This window comes from Acuticoccus sp. MNP-M23 (assembly GCF_031195445.1).
Classification (GTDB): Bacteria; Pseudomonadota; Alphaproteobacteria; order Rhizobiales; family Amorphaceae; genus Acuticoccus.
Window position 1 is genome coordinate 2,471,336 of sequence record NZ_CP133480.1, and the last position, 22,124, is coordinate 2,493,459.

The 22,124-nt window shown below is 65.1% G+C and carries 12 protein-coding genes; 2 read left to right on the forward strand and 10 right to left on the reverse strand.

All coding sequences use genetic code 11. The features are described from left to right. Positions 1-117 precede the first annotated feature (117 nt). From mdoH to RDV64_RS11605, 5 genes are all read right to left on the reverse strand, one after another. Positions 118-2,220, reverse strand: a complete 2,103-nt coding sequence (gene mdoH / locus RDV64_RS11585) for a glucans biosynthesis glucosyltransferase MdoH (RefSeq protein WP_309199410.1) — start codon at positions 2,218-2,220, stop codon at positions 118-120. Further along, positions 2,208-3,749 (reverse strand): glucan biosynthesis protein G, encoded by a 1,542-nt coding sequence (locus RDV64_RS11590; protein ID WP_309199411.1) that lies wholly within the window; start codon positions 3,747-3,749, stop codon positions 2,208-2,210. Before RDV64_RS11590 ends, mdoH begins: the two co-directional genes overlap by 13 nt. 106 nt (positions 3,750-3,855) lie before the next feature. After that, positions 3,856-4,278 (reverse strand): (deoxy)nucleoside triphosphate pyrophosphohydrolase, encoded by a 423-nt coding sequence (locus RDV64_RS11595; protein WP_309199412.1) that lies wholly within the window; start codon positions 4,276-4,278, stop codon positions 3,856-3,858. Beyond that, entirely contained in the window at positions 4,275-5,498 is a 1,224-nt protein-coding gene (gene argJ, locus RDV64_RS11600) for a bifunctional glutamate N-acetyltransferase/amino-acid acetyltransferase ArgJ (RefSeq protein WP_309195070.1), read from the reverse strand. Before argJ ends, RDV64_RS11595 begins: the two co-directional genes overlap by 4 nt. After that, complete coding sequence (locus tag RDV64_RS11605) at positions 5,495-6,370, reverse strand: peptidylprolyl isomerase (protein ID WP_309195073.1); 876 nt, start codon at positions 6,368-6,370, stop codon at positions 5,495-5,497. Before RDV64_RS11605 ends, argJ begins: the two co-directional genes overlap by 4 nt. 88 nt (positions 6,371-6,458) lie before the next feature. On the opposite strand from RDV64_RS11605, the gene secA reads away from it, so the two are divergent. Beyond that, positions 6,459-9,266 carry a preprotein translocase subunit SecA gene (secA, locus tag RDV64_RS11610; RefSeq protein WP_309195074.1) on the forward strand — a complete coding sequence of 936 codons (2,808 nt, stop codon included), beginning with the start codon at positions 6,459-6,461 and terminating at the stop codon, positions 9,264-9,266. Between the two features lie 215 nt (positions 9,267-9,481). Next, positions 9,482-10,681, forward strand: coding sequence for an adenylate/guanylate cyclase domain-containing protein (locus RDV64_RS11615; protein WP_309195077.1), 1,200 nt, complete (start codon positions 9,482-9,484; stop codon positions 10,679-10,681). A gap of 20 nt (positions 10,682-10,701) precedes the next feature. Here the strand turns inward: RDV64_RS11615 and argE are convergent, their stop codons facing one another. The 5 genes from argE to RDV64_RS11640 form a co-directional block, all read right to left on the reverse strand. Further along, positions 10,702-11,850 (reverse strand): acetylornithine deacetylase, encoded by a 1,149-nt coding sequence (argE, locus tag RDV64_RS11620; protein ID WP_309195080.1) that lies wholly within the window; start codon positions 11,848-11,850, stop codon positions 10,702-10,704. A 125-nt stretch (positions 11,851-11,975) separates the two neighbouring features. After that, positions 11,976-15,146: an efflux RND transporter permease subunit gene (locus RDV64_RS11625; RefSeq protein ID WP_309195082.1), complete on the reverse strand. Its 3,171-nt coding sequence runs from the start codon at positions 15,144-15,146 to the stop codon at positions 11,976-11,978. Between the two features lie 128 nt (positions 15,147-15,274). Further along, the gene (locus RDV64_RS11630; protein WP_309195083.1) at positions 15,275-16,588 is read right to left on the reverse strand and encodes an efflux RND transporter periplasmic adaptor subunit; all 1,314 of its coding nucleotides are present in this window, start codon (positions 16,586-16,588) and stop codon (positions 15,275-15,277) included. A 419-nt stretch (positions 16,589-17,007) separates the two neighbouring features. Further along, the gene (locus RDV64_RS11635) at positions 17,008-20,658 is read right to left on the reverse strand and encodes a PAS domain S-box protein (protein ID WP_309195084.1); all 3,651 of its coding nucleotides are present in this window, start codon (positions 20,656-20,658) and stop codon (positions 17,008-17,010) included. Between the two features lie 658 nt (positions 20,659-21,316). After that, positions 21,317-22,009 (reverse strand): outer membrane beta-barrel protein, encoded by a 693-nt coding sequence (locus RDV64_RS11640; protein ID WP_309195085.1) that lies wholly within the window; start codon positions 22,007-22,009, stop codon positions 21,317-21,319. Positions 22,010-22,124 lie beyond the last annotated feature (115 nt).

A 22,124-nucleotide genomic window follows, 5' to 3' on the forward strand; every position in this document is an offset into this window, starting at 1 on the left:
TAATCCGAAAACATCAAGCGACCGTTGGACTGGCGGTCGCTTGATGTCGGGTTCGGGCCGAAGTGGAGGAGACGCGCTGGTCCGGCTTTCCGCTGCGGGAGCGGTGCCGGGCTCCGGTCAGGCGGGGGCGGGGCCGTCCGGCGGGCGCAGCCCGCGCAGCCGATCCAGCAGGGGGCCGCTGCTGAGGATGCCCATGCGCTCGGCCGGGTCCAGCCATTCTGCCAGTTCCTCCAGCGAATTGGCCTCATCCAGCTTGACGGTGGCGAGCGCGGTGGGCGCGTCGACGGCGCCGCGGCCGCGGGCCGGTTCGCTGAGTGCCCGCCGGTGGGCGGCAAACAGCGCCGCATCGCCCGCCAGCGCCAGAACCGCATTGGGCGGTTGCACCATGAAGCGGTCGCGCAGCGCTTCTGCTTCGATCACAGCGTTTGCGGGCGTGCGCTCCTGCGGCGTCGTCAGAATGGTGAATCGCTTGAACCATGCGCCGAGCCTTGCCGATCCGGCGCCCTTGGAAATGGGCACGGCGAGGATCAGCGCAATCAGGGTCGGCGACATCCAGGCGGCAAGGGTGGGGGAGTGGAGCAGCGCAATCAACGCCAGCGAGAGGCCCGCCAGCATGTGATAGGCGTGGAACTTGATGGCCGCCAGCCAGGGCACGCTCTGCCCCTCGCGCGCTTGCGGCGTCCAGCCCACGGCACGCCCGAACACCACTGACAGCACGATGGAGGTCTGCGCGATCATCATGATCGGCGCGATCAGCGTGCTGACCAGAAGTTCGACCAGCATGCTTTCGGCCAGATGCGCGCCGCCGCCGCAGCCGCGGCGGATCTCACGGATGAACAGCGCACGAACCAGCGCCACTGCCTTGGGCAGAAGCAGAACGGCGAGCGAGACCATGAACAGCTGGAGGAGGCGCGCGGAATCGAACACGGGCCAGGTGGGGAACAGCGCAAATGCAGTCGGGAAATACTCAGGCCGCACCAGCGTCGCCTGGATCGACAGGACCACACCCACCAGGATCAGCGCCAGCCAGATCGGGCTCATCAGATAGGCGAGGATGCCGATGGCGAAGTGAACGCGGTTGGCGAGCGCCAGCCCGGACGCACCGATGATGCGTGAATGCTGGAGGTTGCCCTGCGCCCAGCGCCGGTCGCGCTTGATGACGCCGAAGAGGTCCGACGGGGCCCCTTCGTAAGAGCCGGTGAGGTCGCTGCGCAGGGTCACCGAATAGCCCGCGCGGCGGATGAGGGCGGCTTCCACAAAATCGTGGCTGAGGATGGTGCCGCCGAAGGGGGGCGCACCCGGCAGGCTGGGCAGGCCAGCGGCCGCGGCGAACGCCTCCATGCGGATGATGGCGTTGTGGCCCCAGTAGTTGCCGTCCTCGCCCTGCCAGGCGGCCACCCCGTCGCCCACCGTGGGGCCGGCCACGGTGTTGGCAAATTGCTGTGCCCGCGCAAACGGGGTCACGGCGCCGATCAGCACCGGGCTTGTCTGGATGATGCCGCTTTGCGGGTCGGCCAGCATCGCCTCGCGCAGGCCGGCAAGGCAGGCGCCGGTCATCACGCTGTCAGCGTCCAGCACCACCATGTGGCCGTAGCGGTCACCCCAGCGGCGGACAAAATCGCCGACATTACCGGCCTTGCGGTGGCTGTTGTCCGACCGGCGCCGGTACCAGACCGGCACCGGGCCGCACAGCGCGCGCAATGTCTCAAGGCCGCCTTCCTCGGCCACCCACACCTCGGGGTCCGTGGTGTCGGACAGGATGAAGATCTCGAACGCTTCGGCGGTGCTTGGCGGCAGGTCGCGCGCCATGGCGGCCAGCGCCGCGAACACGGTGCGCGGGTCCTCGTTGTAGATCGGCATGACGATGGCGGTGCGGACGCCGCCAGTGTCGCCGGGCGTACGGGCCTTTGCCGGCCGGAACGGGAACAGGAGGCCCACCAGGGCATTTGCGGCGCTGAACGCGATCCACGCGAACGCGACGGTAAAGATTGCGACCAGCACCCACTCCAGAAACGTCACACCGCCGGGGCTGGCGGCGACCCGCATTTCGTTGGATGCAAAGATGGTGGTGGCAACGGTGATGGTTGCCATGGTGGTCCGCGCCGCCATGGTGCGCACGGAGACGGAGCGCCTGAACCGCGCGGCAGGCGGCGTGCCGAACAGGGCCTGCTCCGGCATGTCGCGCGGGGCAGGCGGGGGCGCGAAGTCTAGGCGGTCCATCGGAAAAGCCATTTTTCCGCCTGTTCGATGCCATCGGCAGTCAGCGATGCCCGCAGCTCGATGGTCTCGTTCGCGTCGGGGTCGAGTTCGAAGCTCACGCGCAGGATCCCCGGCTCGGGGGTCATGTAGTGGGTCACGTTCTTCACCTTTCCGGCTGAGCTTTGGACATCCACCGCAATGTTGGTCGGCGTGGCATCACCGAGGGCATAGTCGATGACGAAAAGCTCATCAGTGTCGAAGAAGTTCCGCCCGTGCCGCGTACTCTCGACGCGCGGCCCTTCGGCGCGAACCGGCGTGTCGGCATCCCAGTGGATCCGGTAGGTGAGGCTGAAGGGCTCACCGGCGACAATCGCCTTGTCCGGCTGCCAGTAGGCGACCACGTTGTCGTTGGTTTCCGAATCGGTGGGGATCTCGAACAGGACCACAGCGCCGGTGCCCCAGTCGCCAATGGGCTCGACCCACGCCGTGGGCCGGCTTTGATAGCGCGCCTCGGCGTCCTGGTAGTCCACGTAGCTGCGCTTGCGCTGGACGAGGCCGAAGCCGCGCGGCGTGGTGTCCACAAAGGCCGAAACCTCCAGCCGTTGCGGGTTGTAGAGCGGCCGCCAAAGCCATTCGCCGCCGCCGGTCAGCATGGACAGGCCGTCCGAGTCGTGCACCGCATCGCGGTAATCGTCGAACGCGCTGCGGTTCATGCTGTCGAACAGGAACATGGACGAGAATGGCGCAAAGCCGATGGTCTCGATGTCCTTGCGCGGGAACAGCGTCAGCTCCACGTCGGTCTGCGTGGAATCGCCGGGCCGCACCGTGATGCGGTAGACGCCGGTGGTGGACGGGCTGTCCAGCAGCGCATGGATCACCACGGCCTTGGCGTCGCTGCGCGGCTTCTCCACGTAGAACGCACGAAAGAACGGGAATTCCTCCCCGGTCGGCTGGCCGGTGTTGATGGCGAGGCCGCGGGCGGAAAGGCCGTAGGTCTCGCCCTTGCCGATGGCGCGGAAGTAGCTGGCGCCCTGAAAGACGACGAACTCGTCGTTCACGTCCGGGTTGTTGATGGGCGTGCGCAGGCGGAAGCCCGAGAAGGGAATGTCGCCGTCGGGCGCCTGTGTGTCGGCGGGCGGATCGAACACGTACATGTCCCGGTCGAACTGGATGCGGCGCGCGCTGTCCCCCTCGACGAGAAAAAGATCGACCGGTTGCCGGAAGACAAAGCCCGCCAGCAGCGGATCCATGTGAAACGCATCGGCTTCGGACAGCGCGATCGGAAAATCCGGTCCCATGCGCATCGCGCGGTAACCGTCGTACGTCATTTTGGTCAGCGCTTCGGGCATGCCTGCGCGCGGATCGACGAACGGCGTTTTCGAGAGCGCCTCGGCAGCGGCGGCCAGCGCTGCCCGCGAGAACGGCTCCGCCGCCCCCAGAAGCTCGGCACGCGCGGACTGCACCACGTTGGTGAGGCCGCCAAGTTCGAGTGCGGCCAGCGCCGCCACGCTGACAGCTCCCTTCAGCAATTGCCGACGTGCGATGGGCATTGTCGCAGGACTCCGATTGTGGGTGCCGGGATGTTCCCGCAGGAGCACATCCCTATGCAGCTTCGAGACCAGCTCGCCATCTCATAGGCCGAGTGGTCGATGCCGGCTAGCGGTTGAATACGGTCTGAATGTGTCTGACGAGTGGCACGTCCGCGGCAGGAACGTCGTAGCCGTCCATCTCCTGCGGACGAACCATGCGGATCGCCTGCCCTTCGCGAGAGGTGGGGACGCCGTCCCACCGCTTGCAGATATAGAGCGGCATCAGCAAATGAAACGCGTCGTAGCCGTGGCTGGCGAAGAAAAACGGTTTTAGATCCGCCTCGCGCACCACAATGCCGAGCTCCTCGGCAAGTTCCCGGACAAGGGCTGCCTCGGGGCTTTCGCCCGGCTCCAGCTTGCCGCCGGGAAACTCCCAGAGGCCCGCCATGGCTTTGCCTTCGGGCCGCTGGGTCAGCATGATCAGCCCGTCGTCGTCCATCAGCGCAGCCGCGACGACGGTCAGAACCCGCCGCGCAGAAGCCTCGCTCACGTGCGATAGTCGCCGTTGATGGCAACATATTCCTTGGTGAGGTCACAGGTGTAGACCGTGTCCTCGCCGTCGCCGAGGCCGAGCGCCACGCGGATGGCAATTTCCGGCTCACGCATGACGGCGGAGGCCGCCGCTTCGGAGTAGGCCGGGTCCCGCTCACCGTTCACGGCAACACGGATATTGCCGAAATGGATTTCCAGCTTGTCGCGGTCCGCCGGTTCGCCGGCCTTGCCGACGGCCATGACGATGCGGCCCCAGTTGGCGTCTTCGCCGGCAATGGCGGTTTTCACCAGCGGCGAATCGGCGATGGAGCGGGCGATCCGGCCGGCGGAGGCGTCGCTTTCCGCGCCGCTCACCGTGATCGCCACGAATTTGGTGCACCCCTCGCCATCCTTGACCACAAGATGCGCGAGATCGAGGAGCAGCCCGTTCAGCGCATTGGCAAAGGCCTTACCGTCCGCCGAAGCCGGATCGTCCACCGCAGCGCCGGACGCGCCGGTGGCGAAGGCGAGGAGGGTGTCGGACGTGGACGTGTCGCTGTCGACGGTGATCTTGTTGAACGAGCGGGAAACGCCGTGCGCCAGCATCGCCTGGAGAACGGCGGGTGGCACCTCGGCATCGGTGGCAACGAAGGACAGCATGGTCGCCATGTCGGGGGCAATCATCCCGGCACCCTTGGCGATGCCGTTGATGGTCACTTTCTTCCCGCCGATGTCCACGGTCCGCGACAACCCCTTGGGGAAGGTGTCGGTGGTCATGATGGCGGCGGCGGCGTTGGCCCAGTCGTCGCCGGCGAGGTTGGCGGTGAGGCTGTCCATCACGCCGGCAAACTTGCTGGCATCCAGCGGCTCGCCAATCACGCCGGTGGAGGCGAGCATGATGTCGTCTGCCGCAATGCCGAGCGCGTCGGCCACAAGGCTGGCAGACGTTTCGGTCGAGGCGCGGCCCTTGGCGCCCGTGAAGGCGTTGGCGTTGCCGGCGTTGACCAGTAATGCGCGGCATTTGCCCGTCGGCAGCACCCGCCTGCACCACTCCACCGGGGCGGAGGGGCAGCGCGAGGTGGTGAAGACCCCGGCAACGGTCGTGCCGGGGTCAAAGCTGATGAGCAGCACATCCCGTCGCCCGGCGCGCTTGATGCCGGCCATCGCGGTGGCAATGGAGACGCCACCGATCGGAGGGAGGGCCGGCGGATTGGCCGGGGCAAACGGGGATGGCGTCATTGTGCGGGTGTCGGCAGTTTCATTTCGATCTCAGCGGTTTCCTTCAACTTCGCGACTTCGTCAACGAAAGCTTCGCGGATCATCAGCTGACGGATCTGGTCGCCCACCTCTTCAAGCGTCGGAACCGGCTTCTCGCGGGCCTCGTCCACCTTGATGATGTGGTAGCCGAAGCGCGACTGAACCGGCTCCTCGGTCATTTCGCCATCGCCGAGCGCAAAAGCTGCTTCCTCGAATGCCGGCACCATCTGGCCCTTGCCGAAAAAGCCGAGCGAGCCGCCGCGTGCGGCAGAGCCCGGATCCTTCGAATTGTCTTCGGCGAGCTTGGCAAAGTCCGCGCCGTCCTTCAGCTGCGCGATCAGATCTTTCGCGGTTGCCTCATCTTCGACCAGGATGTGACGGGCCGAGACTTCTTTTTGCGGGCCGACCTTGGCAGCTTCTTCCTCGTAACGGGCCTTGACGGCTTCTTCCGTCACTTTTTCGGAAATTAGCTTCTCCATGTAGAGATCACGCAGGGTCTGGCTGCGATAATATTCCATTCGCTGCGCGACGACGGGGTCTTCGTCATAGCCCGCCTTTTCGGCCGCGTCGGCCAGAAGTTTCATGTCGACCATCAGCGAAAGCACCATTTCGGGGCGCCTTTCGGCCGGCACCTGCTCCAGCACTTCGCTGAGGGTGGAGACCGCAAAAGCCACGTCCGCTGCGGTGATTTGCTTGCCGTTGACGGTTGCGAGGACTGGATTGTCCTGCGCCGCGACGGGGAGCGCGGTCATCGCGGCAATTGCCGCGGCGCCGATGAGACGCTTGAACATTATTGTAGTCCTTTCCTGCGGGCCAACTGCGCCGCTTGTTTGACATGTCCCGAGGCCAAACATATGTCGAATTCGGGCGCGCCAAGTGGCACAAGCCGACTCAGCGCATTCTGCATGGGCCGCGCGCCGCGCCAGTACGCAAGGACCTCGGATGCTCGGCACCCTGACCAAACGCCTTTTCGGCTCGGCGAACGACCGCCGCGTGAAGGGCTACCGCAGCCGCGTGGATGCAATCAACGCTGCTGAACCTGAATTTCAAAAGCTTAATGATGAGGAGCTGAGGGCGAAGACCGCCTTCTTCCGAGCCGAACTTGCCAATGGCAAGTCGCTCGACGATCTTCTCGTCCCCGCTTTTGCCACTGTCCGCGAGGCGGCCAAGCGCACGCTGGGCCAGCGTCATTTTGACGTACAGCTCATCGGCGGCATGGTTCTTCACGAAAGCGGCATCGCCGAAATGAAGACCGGCGAGGGCAAGACGCTGGTGGCAACGCTGCCCGTCTACCTCAATGCGCTGACCGGCAAGGGCGTCCACGTCGTCACCGTGAACGACTATCTGGCCGAGCGCGATGCCGGCTGGATGGGCGAGATCTACAACTTCCTCGGCATGGAAGTCGGCGTCATCGTCCACGGCAAGACCGATGTGGAGCGCAAGGCGGCTTATGCGGCCGACATCACCTACGGCACGAACAACGAGTTCGGGTTCGATTATCTGCGCGACAACCTCAAGTACGACATCAAGGCGATGGCCCAGCGCGGGCACTATTTTGCGATCGTCGACGAGGTGGACTCGATCCTGATAGACGAGGCACGCACGCCGCTGATCATTTCCGGCCCGCTGGAAGACCGCTCCGACTTCTACAACACCGTCGACACGTTCGTGCCCAAGCTGGAGCCGGACGATTACGAGGTAGACGAGAAGATGCGCACCGCCTCCTTCACCGAGGCGGGCAACGAAAAGCTGGAAGTGCTGCTGGGCGACGCCAAGCTCCTCAAGGGCGATTCGCTGTACGACGTGGAGAACGTTTCCGTCGTTCACCACCTCCAGCAGGCGCTGCGCGCGCACAAGCTGTTCCAGCGCGACAAGGATTACATCATCAAGAATGGTGAGGTGATCATCATCGACGAGTTCACCGGCCGCATGATGCCGGGCCGCCGCTATGGCGAGGGCCTGCACCAGGCGCTGGAGGCGAAGGAACGGCAGAAGATCCAGCCGGAAAACCAGACCGTCGCGTCGATCACGTTCCAGAACTATTTCCGCATGTACGACAAGCTTGCCGGCATGACGGGCACCGCGCTCACCGAGGCGGAAGAGTTCATGGACATCTACCGCCTCGACGTCGTGTCGATCCCCACCAACCGGGAGATCAAGCGCGAGGACGAGCACGATCAGGTCTACCGGACGCAGGAAGAGAAATATCAGGCGATCCTGGGGATCATCAAGGAGGCCCACGCCAAGGGGCAGCCGATCCTGGTGGGCACCACGTCCATCGAGAAATCCGAGCAGCTTGCCGAAAGCCTGAAAAAAGAGGGCTTCCGCCAGCGCGACCTGGAATCGGCCACCAGCGCAAGCCTCGGCGAGACCGCAAAGGGCGGCAAGCCCACGTTCCAGGTGCTGAACGCCCGCTTCCACGAGCAGGAAGCCAAGATCATCACCCAGGCGGGTGTTCCGGGCGGCATCACCATCGCCACCAACATGGCAGGCCGCGGCACCGACATTCAGCTCGGCGGCAACGCGGATATGGTGATCGACGAGGAGCTGGGCGACTATGACGGCCCGGACCGCGGCGAGAAGGAACAGGTGATCCGCGACCGGATCGAGGCGCTGAAGCAGAAGGCGCTGGCTGCAGGCGGCCTCTTCGTGCTGGCCACCGAACGGCACGAATCGCGCCGGATCGACAACCAGCTGCGCGGCCGTTCGGGCCGTCAGGGCGACCCCGGCCGCTCGCGCTTCTACCTGTCGCTTCAGGATGATCTGATGCGCATCTTCGGCTCCGAGCGGATGGACGGCATGCTGCGCCGTCTCGGCCTCGAAGACGGCGAGGCGATCGTTCACCCGTGGATCAACCGCGCGCTGGAAAAGGCGCAACAGAAGGTCGAGGCGCGCAACTTCGACCAGCGCAAGAACGTCCTCAAATATGACGACGTGATGAACGACCAGCGCAAGGTGGTGTTCGAGCAGCGCCGCGAGCTGATGCAGGAAGAGGACGTTCGCGAGACCATCAACGAGATGCGCCAGGATGTGGTGGAGGCGATGGTCGCCAAGCACATCCCCGAAAAGGCGTATCCCGAGCAGTGGGACAGCGAGGGACTCACCCAGTCGGTCCGCGAAGTGTTCGGCCTCGATCTCCCGGTCAAGGACTGGGCCAACGAGGAAGGCATCGCCGACGAGGAGATCCGCGAGCGCCTGAAGAACGCGACGGACGAGGCCGCTGCCCGCAAGGTCGCCAAATACGGCATCGAGACGTGGCGCCAGGTGGAAAAATCGGTCCTGCTGCAGACGCTGGACCATCTGTGGCGCGAGCATATCGCAACGCTCGATCACCTGCGCTCGGTGGTGGGCTTCCGCGGCTATGCGCAGCGTGACCCGCTGAACGAGTACAAGACGGAATCCTTCGAGCTGTTCGAGGCGATGCTCCAGGAGCTGCGCACGCTGACCACCAGCCAGCTGATGCGGATCGAGATCCGCCAGCCGTCCGAAGCGCCGTCGCTGCCCAGCGATGACGAGCTGGACGATTACGAGCCGCACCACTTCGACCCCAGCACCGGCGAAGACGAGTTCGACGCGCCTGCGGGTGCCCCGGCTGCGTCCGGCGGGGCAGAGGAGGCGCGCCTTGCCCGCAGGGCCGCCGAGGAACGCGACCCCAACGACCCCACCACGTGGGGCAAGGTGAGCCGCAACGAGCCGTGCCCCTGCGGCTCTGGCAAGAAGTACAAGCATTGCCACGGCAAGACGGTCTGAACCGCCTGCCGCATTTGTGAAAACTTTGAAACGCGCCGGGGCTTGCTCCGGCGCGTTGTCGCATCCGGCTGGCGGAACGGCGCCGCCGCTTGTATTGAGCGGGTGCACCGGCGGGTGAGCCGGAAAGGCCCGTTCGGTCCGGTGCAAGGGGCGCGCGGCGCAACGTGCCGGGCACAAGCGCCTGCGATGCGGCACCAACAGCTGCGAGGCGTCCAATGGACGAGACATTCCGCCCCCTTGTGGAGGAACTCGAAGAGTTTCTGACCACCGCCGCACTCAGCGCAAAGCAGCTTGCCCACATTGTGGACGGCTTTTCGGCGCGCGCGCGGGCAGGCGGCATGTCGCTTGGCCGGGTGATGGTCGGCTACCGTCTGCTCAATCCGATCTTCAACAGTCAGACGGTCCGGTGGGGGCCGGAGACGGGATGCGTCGTGGAGTTGCACCCCCACGGCGAATCCGAAACCTCAGAAGAGTTTCTGCGTTCGCCGATCCACACGCTGATCACGACGGATGCCTTTGAAATCCGGCGGCGCGTCGACGGCGCCAATGCGCCGCTCGACTACCCGATCCTGTCCGAGCTCGGCGCCGCCGGTTTGACCGACTATCTCGCGGTCAAGGTCTCGTTCACCAGCGAAACCATGCCTGCAGCACCCGGCAACGGACTGATCTTCTCGTTCGCATCCGAGCGTCCGGGCGGCTTTCTGGATGAAGAGATCGAGGCGCTGGGCCGGTTGAAACGGATCTTTGCGCTGGCCGTCCGGAGCCGGATGGAAACCGCGATGCGCGAGACGCTGGCGACGACCTATCTTGGCCGCACCGCCGGGGGCCGCGTGCTGGGCGGGGAAATTGCACGGGGCGAGGGCCGGGCGGTGGATGCGGTGATCTGGTACTGCGACCTGCGCGGCTCCACCGCCTTGTGCGAGACGCTGGGCGTCGGCGCCTACCTTCCATTGCTGGATGATTATTTCAGCGCCAGCGCAGGTGTGGTCGACCGCCACGGCGGCGACATTCTCGATTTTATCGGCGACGCCGTACTCGCGATCTTTCCCCAGAGCGATGCGGGACTGCAACGGGCGCTGGATGCCACCCGCGAGGCGCAGAGTGCGCTGGCCGCCTTCGCCGCACGTCACCGCGTGTTTGACGGACGCAGCGACGTTGCGGAAATTGCCGGCATCGCCATCGACGTCGGTACGGTCGTTTATGGCAACATCGGCATCGAGGACCGGCTCACATTTTCGGCGATCGGCCCCAGCGTGAACAAGGTGGCGCGGATCGAACGGCTCACGAAAACGCTGCGGGAGACCGTACTTGTGACGGGCGCCGTCGCGAAGGCGTCGCCCGGTGCGTTCAGGAGCCGCGGCACATTCGCGCTGGAGGGCGTTGCGGACGCGCAGGAGCTCTTCGGGCTCGCCTGATGGTGTGATGCGCCCTCGGGCTACAGACCAGCCTCCAGCCGCTCCAGAAGGGCGTCCAGCATGGTGTCGCAGCGGGCAAGGTCGTCTTCGGTGATGAACTCGTCGGGCCGGTGGCCCTGTGCCATCGAACCTGGCCCGCACACCACCACCGGCGCGCCCAGCCCCTCGGCAAACAGCCCGCCCTCGGTGGCGTAGGCGACCTTGATCGTGCCATTGGCCCCGGTGAGGCGCTTGACGAAATCCACCGCGGCGTCGGTCTTGGCCGTCGCAAGGCCCGGCGAGCGGTTGCCCTCGGTGATCTCGATGGACGCATCCGGATCGCCCGCAGCCGCGACGATGGCCGCTGCATCGGCCCGGATGGCCTCGATGATGCCGACATCGTCGTCTTCGGCCAGCGCCCGTACCTCAAACTCCATCACGGCGTGGTTGGGCACGATGTTGAGCGCGACGCCGCCTTTCAGCGTGCCGACGTGGACGGTGGTGTAGGGCACGTCATAATCGCCGTCGCGAAAGCCGCGCTCGGCGAATTCGGCCTGCCGGGTGCGCAGCGCGGCCACGAAGTCGGTGGCAAGGTGGAGTGCGTTGAAGGCGAGGGGGGCGAGCGCGGAGTGGCCCTCCCGGCCGCGGAAGACGGCAGTGAGGGAGGTCTTGCCCTTGTGCCCGGTGGCGACGGCCAGCTGCGTCGGTTCGCCGACGATGACGAGGCCCGGCCGAACCGGCGCGCCCTTCAGCATTTCGATCAGCGGTCGAACGCCGAGGCAACCGACCTCCTCGTCGCATGACAACGCCAGCGCCAGCGGGTTCTTCAGCGTCCGGCCCTTCGCGCGCTCGGCAGCAGCCATGGCGGCTGCGACGAAGCCTTTCATGTCGGCGGTGCCGCGACCGTAGAGGCGGCCATCCTCCCGCGTCAGTTCGAAGGGCGGTTTGGTCCATGCCTGACCCTCAACCGGCACCACATCCGTGTGGCCGGACAAGATGACGGCGGGCCGGTCGGCAGGGCCGATCACGGCATAGAGGTTTTCGCGGCCGTTCTCATAGGGCACCCGCGTGAGCGTTGCACCGGCGGCAGCAAGGAGTTCGGCGGCGCGGTCCAGCAGCGCGGTGTTGGGGGTGCGCGACACCGTGGGCATCGCAATCAGTTCGGAGAGGATTTCGGTGCTGCGGGACAAAATGCGGGCGCCTCTGTTTGGTGCGCCCCTGTCGGCGCCGGGTGAAGGGAGCTTCGCCTGCCTGTGCCGCGCATGCAATCGGGGCAGGCCGCACGGCCGGGGGGCGGGTGCGGCCTGCCTGGCTATTATTCGGCGGGCGCTGCCTGTGCATCGCTACCCGCCGTGTCGGCGGTTTCGTCGGTCTTCTTCTTGCGCCTGAACACGGAAACGAAGCGCTGCACGGCGACGAAGAACAGCGGCACGAACACCACACCGAGGACTGTGCCGGCGATGGTGCCGCCGAGCACGCCGGAGCCGATGGCCTGCCGGCCGGCAGAGCCCGCGCCGCTGGACAGGACCAGCGGCAGCACGCCCAGCGAGAACGCCATGGAGGTCATGATGATCGGCCGGAAGCGTTGGCGCGCGGCCGTGACGACGGCGGTCACCGCGTCTTCGCCTTCCTCCTCCATCCGGTCGCGGGCAAATTCCACAATCAGGATTGCGTTCTTGCCCGTGAGCCCGATGACGGTGAGGAGGCCCACCTGGAAGAACACGCCATTGTCGAACCCGCCGAGCCATGCGCCAGCCAGCGCGCCGAGCACGCCAATCGGCATGGCGAGCATGACCGCGAACGGAACCGACCAGCTCTCGTAAAGCGCCGCCAGCGACAGGAACACCGCCGCCAGTGACAGCGCGTAAAGAAGCGGGGCCTGCGATCCGGACTCCGTCTCTTCCAGCGAAAGGCCGGTCCACGCCACCTGAAAGCCCTGGCCCAGCTGTCCGGCAAGCCGCTCCACCTCGGCCATGGCATCGCCGGTGGCAACGCCGGGCGCTGGCGTGCCCTGGATCTGCATGGAGGGCACGCCGTTATAACGCGTCAGCCCCTGCGGGCCGAACCGCCAGCTGCCTTCCGCAAAGTTGGAGAACGGCACCAAACCGCCTGACGAATTGCGCACGCGCCACTGCTCGATGTCCTCCGGCGCACCGCGGGCGTCCGCCTCGCCCTGCACGATCACGCGCTTGACGCGGCCCTGGTTGAGGAAGTCGTTCACATAGCGGCCGGCCCATGCCGTCTGCAGAAGGTTTCCGACGTCGCTGGCGGTGACGCCCATGGCGCCAGCGGCCCGCCAGTCGATGTCGAGGTTGTACTGGGCGGAGTCTTCCAGCCCGTTGGGGCGGGCCGAACCCACCAGCGACGACTGGGCGAGAAGCCCCAGAAACTGGTTGCGCGCCTGCAGCAGCTGCGCGTGGGTCTGTCCGCCGCGGGCCTGAAGGTAGAAATCGAAGCCGGACACGTTGCCCAGCTCGATCACCGCAGGCGGCACGATCGGGAACACCATCGCATCCTGGATCTGGCTGAGGGCGCCGAAGCCGCGGCCCGCAATGGCCTGCACACCCTGTCCGGGTTCGGTCCGCTCTTCCCAGTCCTTCAGGCGGACGAAGCCGAGGCCCATGTTCTGTCCGGCGCCGGCGAAGGAGAAGCCGACCACCGAGAACATGGACGCGACATTTTCGGCCTCGCCGTCAAGGAAGTGGTCTTCCACCTGCTTGACCACGGCAAGGGTCCGTTCGGCCGTGGCACCGGTGGGGCCCTGGATGAGGGTGAACATGATGCCCTGGTCCTCGTCGGGGAGGAAGCCGGTGGGCGTGTTCATGAACATCCAGACCATGCCGCCGACCAGCGCCAGATAAAGGATGCCGACCCGGAAGGGGCGCCGCGCGATGAAGCCGACAATGCCGGTGTAGCCGGACTGGGTCGCCCCGAAGCCGCGGTTGAACCAGCCGAAGGCGCCGCGCCGCTTGTCGTGCCCGTCTTTCGGCTTCTTGAGGATGGTGGCGCAGAGCGCCGGTGTCAGCGTCAGCGCGACCACCACGGACAGCGCCATGGCCGACACGATGGTGATGGAGAACTGCTTGTAGATGACGCCCGTGGACCCGCCGAAGAAGGCCATCGGCACGAACACCGCCGACAGCACCATCGCGATGCCGATCAGCGCGCCGGTGATCTGCCCCATGGATTTGCGCGTCGCCTCGCGCGGTTCCAGCCCTTCCTCTTCCATGATGCGCTCGACGTTTTCGACCACGACGATGGCATCATCGACGAGTAGGCCGATGGCGAGCACCATGGCCAGCATCGTCAACGTGTTGATGGTGAAGCCGGCCATCGCGAGGATGCCGAACGTGCCCAGAAGCACCACGGGCACGGCAAGCGTCGGGATGATGGTGGCGCGGATGTTCTGCAGGAACAGGAACATCACGATGAAGACCAGCACGATGGCCTCGAACAGCGTCTTGACCACCTCCTCGATGGAGATCGTCACGAACGGCGTGGTGTCGTAGGGGATGACGTAGGAGACGCCCTCGGGGAAGAATTTCGAGAATTCCTCGATCCGCTCGCGCACGGCGGTCGCTGTGTCGAGCGCGTTGGCACCGCTTGCCAGCTGGATCGCCATGCCCGCGGCGGGCTGGCGGTCGTAGCGCGCAATGGTCTGATATTGCTGCGCGCCGATTTCCACCCGCGCAACGTCGTTGAGGAGGACGAGGCCGCCGTCGGTCTCGGCCCGCACGACGATCTGCTCGAAGTCTTCGGGCGTTTGCAGGAGAGACTGGGCGGTGATGGTGGCGTTCAGCATCTGCCCGTCGACGGCGGGCAGCGAGCCGAACGACCCGGCAGAGATCTGCGCGTTTTCGGCGGAGACGGCCGCGACGACGTCTTCCGGGGCAAGCTCGTAGGCCGCCAGCTTGGACGGATCGAGCCAGATGCGCATGGCATACTTGGAGCCGAACACCTGAACCTGGCCGACGCCCTCAACACGGCTCATCTCGTCGACGATGTTGGAGGCCAGATAGTCCGACAGGTCGACCTGCTCCAGCGCGCCGTCTTCGGAAATGAGGCCGATCACCATCAGGAAGCCGGCAGACGACTTGCGCACCGTGATGCCCTGCCGCTGCACGGTTTCCGGCAACAGCGGCGTCGCCTGGCTGAGGCGGTTCTGCACCTGCACCTGCGCAATGTCGGGGTCGGTGCCGGTCTCGAAGGTGAGGGTGATCTGCGCGGAGCCGGACGAGGTGGAGCTGGACGAGAAATAACGCAGGCCGTCGAGCCCGGTCATCTGCTGCTCCATCACCTGGGTGACGGTGTTGGCCACAGTCTCGGCCGAAGCGCCCGGATAGTTGGCCGAAACGGTGACCGAGGGCGGCGCAATCTGCGGGTACTGGGCAATGGGCAATGTCAGGATCGAAAGGACGCCGATGCCCATGATGATGATCGAGATGACCCATGCGAAGACGGGCCGATCGATGAAGAATTGGGCCATTTGGCACCCTCCAAAAGGCAATGAGGCGCGTTTTGGTCGGCAGGAAACATGTCCGCGCCTGACGAAACCCGCGCCGGTTCAAGCATTGTTACAAGTCTGGGCGGCGCCGCGACGGCGCCGCTGCGGCACTAGTTGGCGACGGTTTCCGGCTCGGCCGGGGTCGCCGCGGCAGTTTTATCGCGTTCAGCCTCTTGCGGTGCGGCCGCGGCGCTCTCTTCGCTTTCGGGGGCTGCCGGCGCTTCCGGTGCCTTCGGTGCTTCCCGCTCCGACGGGCGCACGGTTGCGCCCGGCGAAATCCGCTGCAGGCCGGCCACAACCATCCGGTCGCCGCCCTTGAGGCCCTTGGTCACGATCCAGTTCGCATCGCGCGAGCCGTTGATGGTGAGGTCGCGCTGCTCGATGGTGTTTTCAGCGGACACCACATAGGCGATCGGCTGGCCGCGGCGGTTGCGCGTCACGCCCTCCTGGGGCGCCAGCACCACGCCTCTGGCGAGACCCTGCGGCATGCGCACCTGCACATACATCCCCGGCAGCAGGAAGCGGTTGGGGTTGGGGAATTTCAGCCGCAGCGTGACGACGCCGGTGGACTCGTTGACGTTCGGCTCGGCGGCGGTGAGCGTGCCGGTTTCCTCGTAGACGGTATCGTCCGCAAGGATCAGCGAGACCGAGAGGTCGGCTTCACCGAGGTTTTCCTTGGTCACGCCGCGCCGGAACGCGATCAGCTCCGCTGCGGACTGGGTGACGTCCACCAGCACGGGGTCGATGGTGCGGATGATGGCGAGCGGCGTCGCCTGGCCCGAGGTGACCAGCGCACCGCGGGTGGTGAGCGACCGGCCGACAACGCCGGAGAGGGCTGCGCGCACGGTGGTGCGGTCAAGGTCGATCTGGGCCTGCTGCAGCTGGGCCTGCGCCACCTGCAGTGCCGCGGCGGTGGTCGCCTTCGATGCGTCCGCCGCTTCGAAGGTCTGGTCGCTGACGACGCCGCGGTCACGCAGCCGGGAGGAGCGGGTGGCTTCTTTCTCGGCGGCATCGTAGGCGGCCTGCGCCTGCGCCACCTGCGCCTTGGCGGCGGCGATGCTGGCTTCGTAGGTGGCGGGGTCGATCCGGTACATCGGATCGCCGATCTCCACGTCGGCCCCTTCCTCGAACAGGCGCTCGGTGATGATGCCGGCGACCTGCGGGCGTACCTGGGCAACGCCGGACGCCACAACGCGGCCCGGCAGGAGCGTGGTCAGCGTGATGTCCTGCTCTTCCAGCGAAACGAAGGTGACCGCTGGCGGGGGAGGCGCCTGCGGCTCAGGTGCGGCCTCGGGCGCTGCCTCCTCGGCGGGCGGTTCGTTCGCGCTGGTGGAATTGGAACGGCTGCGCTGCGCATCGGCAACGCCTGTCATGAGAATGAGCGCCAGACCGGCACTCGCTGCACGCCAAGCGAACGACGTCATACGATCTACTTTCAGTGCGGCGCGCCCACTTGGTGCGCCGGGGACAAAACAGTGCTTCTACCCGCAGTCCGCCAGCCGTGCGTCGGTGCGGTCGACGGAAACGCGGTGCCAGCGGACATCGCGACCAACGACCTCAGACGCCCTCCAACCCATAGCGAGCGCAAGCGGTCAGGTTTAACCTACAGCCACTTACTCGTCGAAAGCTATGCGCCGTCGGGCACGAAGTGGCAAACGCGGTGCGGACATAGCGAGTATGCAAGCGCTGACGCCGAAAGCCCTGCATCTTCCGGGCCGGCGCGCCCGCTCCCGCGACATGCTGCGCGCATGGGTCGCGCTTCAGCCGGTGCCGCTCACCCGTTTGCCACGGGAACGCAGCCGGGTCTCACGAAGCGGCGGGACCGCTGCGTGTGAAGTCACCCCTAGGTGGCGTCGATCGTCACCGGGCTGCCGGCGCTGGCAGGCGCCCGGGTGGAGAAGCCCCGGCGCCGGGCGGCCGCTGAGCCGAGCGCGCGGCCGATGGCATCACGCAGCCCCTCGGCCTGCAGGGGCTTTTGCAAGATGGGGTGGTCGGAAAACATCCTTGCCGCTTCCAGCACGGCATCTTCCGCATATCCGGTGGCAAACAGGATCGGCATGTGCGGCCTCAATTCTTTCGCACGCCGCGCAAGGCCGACGCCGTTATACGCACCGGGCATGCTGATGTCGGTCAGGAGCACATCAGCCTGTGCGCCGTCTTCCAGCATCTTGAAGGCATCGGGACCGTTGGCGGCCGTCAATGTCCGGCAGCCACTTTCTTTGAGAATGGAGACGATGACGTCACGCACCTCGTCCAGATCCTCGGCGACGAAAATTGTGTAGTCGCGAATGTCGAAGATTGCCGGCGCCTGCAGTGTGCCGGAACCGGTTGTTGACCGCGCAGGAATCTCGATTGCCGGCAGGAACAGGGACACTTTCGTGCCTTCGTCGACCACGCTGTGGATGCGCACGGTGCCGTTCAGCTGCCGCATCAGGCCATAGATCATCGCAAGCCCAAGGCCGCTGCCCTTGCCGCGCGCCTTGGTGGTGAAAAATGGCTCCAGCACCTTTGGCAACACGTCCGCCGGGATGCCGACCCCGGTGTCGGCGACGCTGAGCACGATGTAGGGCCCGGGTGTCAGCTCAGGTTCGTCGGCGATGTGCTGGATGGCGGATACCGTTACCGTCAGCTTGCCCTGGCCGATCATCGCGTCGCGCGCATTGATGGCAAGGTTGAGGAGCGCGGCCTCCAGCTGCGCCTTGTCGGTGCGGGCGATGGCGTGGTCCGACTCAAGCTGCACCTGCACCTCGAACCGGCTGCCAAGCGCCCGCTGGAGAAGCTCCTCCAGGCCCGCGACGAGCACGGGCACATCCACTTCGGTCGTCTCGATGGGAGCACCGCGCGAGACGCCGAGGAGGCGCTGCGTCAGATCAGAGCCGCTGCGCACCGCCTGAATGGCGGAGTTGAGCAGGGGCGCCAGGTGTTCTTCCTTGCCGATCCGCCGTTCGATCAGCTGCAGATTGCCGAGAACGATGCACAAGAGGTTGTTGAAATCGTGCGCAAGGCCGCCGGTGAGCTGGCCCACGCTCTCCATCTTGCTGGCCTGGAACAGCTTCGCCTCGATCCTCTTGCGGTCGGTGATATCGGTCAGGCTGGTGAGCCAGCTGACAAGGTTCCCGTCCTCGTCATTCTGCGCGACCGCAGACAGAAGCACCGTAACGACATTTCCGTTGCTGGCAGCAAGGTCGATCTCGAGATCCTTCACGACCTGCGCGCGCGTCTCCCAGGGCAAGCGGATGTGTTCCCCGCCCTGAACGAAGTCCTGCGCCGGTCGTCCGATCACTTCCGCGCGCGAGAAGCCGAGCTTCTCCAGCCAATAGTCGCTCACGCTGATGATCCGACCATCCGGATCAACGGACTCCAGCATCACCGGCGTCTGGTTATAAAAGACGCGGTAGCGCTCCTCGCTCTCGCGCAGCGCCTCCACGGCGGCCTGCTCCGCAGTGATGTCCACCGAGGCGACAAACAGGAAGCGCTCGCCGGTTGCCGGGTCGGTGTAAGGCACCTTGTCGGTCCGGACCCATCCGGGAACGCCATTGCGGGGCACGACCGGTTCCACGATGCCCAATTTCGGCTGGCCGGAATTGATGACCTCCATGTCCTGCCGATAATATGTGTCGGCATGCTCGGTGAACAGCCAGCCAGTGTCGGCGCCCTCCGCCTCGAAGACGCTCAGCCCGATGGAGTCGGCAGCCGGCTTGTTAAGCCGCAGGACCCGGTTCTTGTCGTCCTTGTAAAAGATGCGGATCGGCACATGGTTGAACATCAACTCCAGTTCGGCGGTCTGGCGCCGCAGGGCCTCTTGCGTGTCGCGTTGCTCGGAAATGTCGCGACCTTCGGTGATGATGTGAGTCACCGCGCCAGTCTGGTCGAACACCGGGGTCAGCGAGAAATCGGAGGGCGAGATTGACCCGTCCGGCATTTGATAGTCGACCTCGTAGCGCACGCACTGCCCGGCCCTTGCCATCCGGAGCGACTCCATGAGAAGAGGCCGTCCGGCGTGCGGTTCGCCCCAGAATGTCTTGTCCCAGAAGGGGAGCCCCAACAGCTGCTCGCGCGTACAATTCAGGAGCTCGATGACCCGGTCGTTGACTTCCACCACCTTGAGATCGACGTCGAGAACGCAGGAATATTGCGTGGCCGCGTTGAAGATCGCCTTGTAGAGCATGTCGGCTTCGCGCCAGCGCCGGTGGATGATTCGCTCGCGGGTGACATCGCGCAGGGAAACCACCGCGCCAATGACATCGCCATTTTGCTCGCGCATCGCTGCGCCGTGAACGACCACCTCCCTGTGCTGGCCGGCGTGGTTGATGATCTGGTATTCTTCAGCGTCGATCTCGGCGCCGCGCATCAGGCGAGATAGCGCCATATCCTCCGCGGCAATCGGCGTGGGTTCCCCGGCGCGGTACACCGTCAACCCTTCGTGCCAGCTCCTCAGCGGGCGCGGTTTTTCGGGGTCGATCCCCAGGATGGCGGCACTCGCACGGTTGGCGATGGAGAGGGCCCCGTGCTCGTCACAGGCGATGATCCCCTCGGACACGTTCTGCAGCATCGCCTCGATGAAGTGCTGGCTCTCCTGCAGCTCTTTGCGCGCGCGCACCTGTGCGTCCAGGCTCACCATCACGATGATGATTCCGCCGAGGTTGCCGTTCCGGTCGTACCAGGGGTGTACCGTCCGGCGGAACCAGTGTGGCGCGCGGCCTGGCAGCTTGAGTTCTTCCTCTTCAACGAAGAAGCGGCCTCCGCTCAGGCAGGCCTCGTGCTGTTCGCGCCACTCGACCGGCAGATGGGGGTGAACGTCGTGCATGTAGCGGCCTTTGAGGCCGCTTTCCTCGATGCCGAACGTCTTGCACCAGCGGCGACTGGCCAGCACGTAGGCGTGCGAGCGGTCGAGCATGGCAACATTCAGCGGCACGTCCTTCAGGAGGACGCCGAAAACGTGGTCGGCCTCCGCGCGATCCCGACCGGAAGCCTCCGCGTCCATGGCTGCCTTGGTCCGGCTGGCGGCAAAATGCAGCTCGATCTGCTCGGCGATGGTGGTTGCCAGATCTCGCAGGATCAGCTGATCGCGGAGGGAGAAATCGTGCCTCGGCTTGCCGGCGATGATGCAGAGGCTACCCAGTTTGAATCCCTCGGGATTGACGATGGGTGCGCCTGCATAAAAGCGAATCCCGCCTTTTCCGTGGACATAGGGGTTGTCTGCAAAGCGGGGATCCGCTGCGGCGTCCGGCACCACCAGCACACCGTTCTGACTGATCGTGTGAGAGCAGAGGGAGTGCTCGCGGGAGGTTTCGTCAAGATCGAAACCCACGGATGCCTTGAACCACTGCCGATCTTCGTCAATCAATGAAATCAGTGAAGTTGGCAGATCGAAGATGCGTGCCGTCATCTGGACGATGCGGTCGAAACCTGGCTGGGGCGCGCTGTCGAGAATGCCGTAGCTTCGGAGTGCGGCAAGGCGTTCGGCTTCACCATTCTCAACTGAAGCAGTCATATATTCAGAAATCCTTGCGCAGCGGCGATGATCCGGAGCCCATCACTGCGCCATGCTCCACGTCGGTTGCAGGGACGTTGGCCGTTGCCGAGCCAATACTTATGCCTGGCGAAGGATAAATACAATTCCTGTGCTATAAGACCACGCGAACCCCTTATAATCCCTGCGAATTGGCGTCGTCGGCCTTGCCGGCGGCCGTTTGGCCCGTCGCGTTTGCCTCGGCAGTGGGATTATTTTCGCAGTGCTCATGCAACGGGTCAACAGATCATAAATAGACCCAATAACTTAGTTATAATGAGCATGAGCCTTCGTCCTCCGGGGTTGCCGGTGCCTGCCTCAACCGCCGGCAGTCATCGGCACTGGCAGTCGCTGTGGCCTCTGCTGAAGGTGCGGCCACATTCGGCAAGGCAATCAACGCGAATTGGTTTCATGCAAAATCGACAGTCGCAGTGAGACAGGTACACCCTGCGCGGGGTCGCGGGCGTCGGCCCTTTTTCTCGCCCTGGGGCGGGGGCGCAATGCGGAAGCGGCCCTCCTGCGGAAGCAGCCAGCGCACAAAAAAATCGCCGCCCGGCAAACGGGCGGCGATCAATCTCAAACCATATTTTCCAGGCGATCTGCCCGGCGCTGGCGCACCGGTCGGCCGCGCTGATTTGCCTTAGAAGTGGTAGCTGAGCCGCGCGCGGATCGCGTGGAAGTCGTTGTTGATCTTGACGTCGCTGACACCTGGACCAAACGTGAGCTTGGTGTCTTGCAGGTCGGTCCAGCGATATTCCAGGCCGACGCTGATTTTTTCGGTCACCAGCGCTTCCGCGCCGCCACCGATGGTGTAGCCGTGGCGACCCTCGTCCCTGCTGGTGCGGAAAATCTGGGCGCCGCCAGAGATGATATTCGCGTCGGCAGATGTGTGAGCGTAGGCATAGCCGCCGGTGGCATAGGCGAGAAAGTTGCCGTACGCGAAACCGGCCTTCAGGCGGGCGGATGCCAGCACGTCGATGTCACGGCCGACACGAGCCCTGATCGGAACGCCGAAAAGCCGGCCGTTGGCCGATTCGGAGCCATCCATGCCCGAATACTCGACGTCGCCCTCGGCGCCGAGGACAAAGCCGTTCTGGAACTGGTGCAGATAGCCGACGTGGCCGCCGCCGACGAAACCGCCAAGGTCGAGATTGTCCTGGTCGAACCAGTCCCCGCCGTAGCCGCCCTGCAGACCGAAGTAGACACCGGTCCAGTTGAGTATGACCGGCGCTGCCTCGAAAACGGGCGCAGGCTCGACCACCACGAGATCTGCGGCGAGTGCGTTGCCTGCAATGAACGTGGCCGCTGCGGCCAAAAGAATCTGACGCTTCATGTTGTACTCCACTCTACAAATCTGAGTAGATGGATAGTCGAGTACGCTGAAAGAGTCTGTCACATATAGAGCACAATAGTGATTGATAGACCTTCCGGGTCAGTTGAATAAAACT

What these genes read in the sequence shown, in the direction of transcription:
- RDV64_RS11605 (WP_309195073.1), bottom strand. Translation starts at nt 6,370, where the DNA reads ATGTTTGGCCTCGGGACATGTCAAACAAGCGGCGCAGTTGGCCCGCAG.
- RDV64_RS11625 (WP_309195082.1), bottom strand. Translation starts at nt 15,146, where the DNA reads ATGGCCCAATTCTTCATCGATCGGCCCGTCTTCGCATGGGTCATCTCG.
- RDV64_RS11590 (WP_309199411.1), bottom strand. Translation starts at nt 3,749, where the DNA reads ATGCCCATCGCACGTCGGCAATTGCTGAAGGGAGCTGTCAGCGTGGCG.
- mdoH (WP_309199410.1), bottom strand. Translation starts at nt 2,220, where the DNA reads ATGGACCGCCTAGACTTCGCGCCCCCGCCTGCCCCGCGCGACATGCCG.
- RDV64_RS11615 (WP_309195077.1), top strand. Translation starts at nt 9,482, where the DNA reads ATGGACGAGACATTCCGCCCCCTTGTGGAGGAACTCGAAGAGTTTCTG.
- RDV64_RS11630 (WP_309195083.1), bottom strand. Translation starts at nt 16,588, where the DNA reads ATGACGTCGTTCGCTTGGCGTGCAGCGAGTGCCGGTCTGGCGCTCATT.
- secA (WP_309195074.1), top strand. Translation starts at nt 6,459, where the DNA reads ATGCTCGGCACCCTGACCAAACGCCTTTTCGGCTCGGCGAACGACCGC.
- argJ (WP_309195070.1), bottom strand. Translation starts at nt 5,498, where the DNA reads ATGACGCCATCCCCGTTTGCCCCGGCCAATCCGCCGGCCCTCCCTCCG.
- RDV64_RS11640 (WP_309195085.1), bottom strand. Translation starts at nt 22,009, where the DNA reads ATGAAGCGTCAGATTCTTTTGGCCGCAGCGGCCACGTTCATTGCAGGC.
- RDV64_RS11635 (WP_309195084.1), bottom strand. Translation starts at nt 20,658, where the DNA reads ATGACTGCTTCAGTTGAGAATGGTGAAGCCGAACGCCTTGCCGCACTC.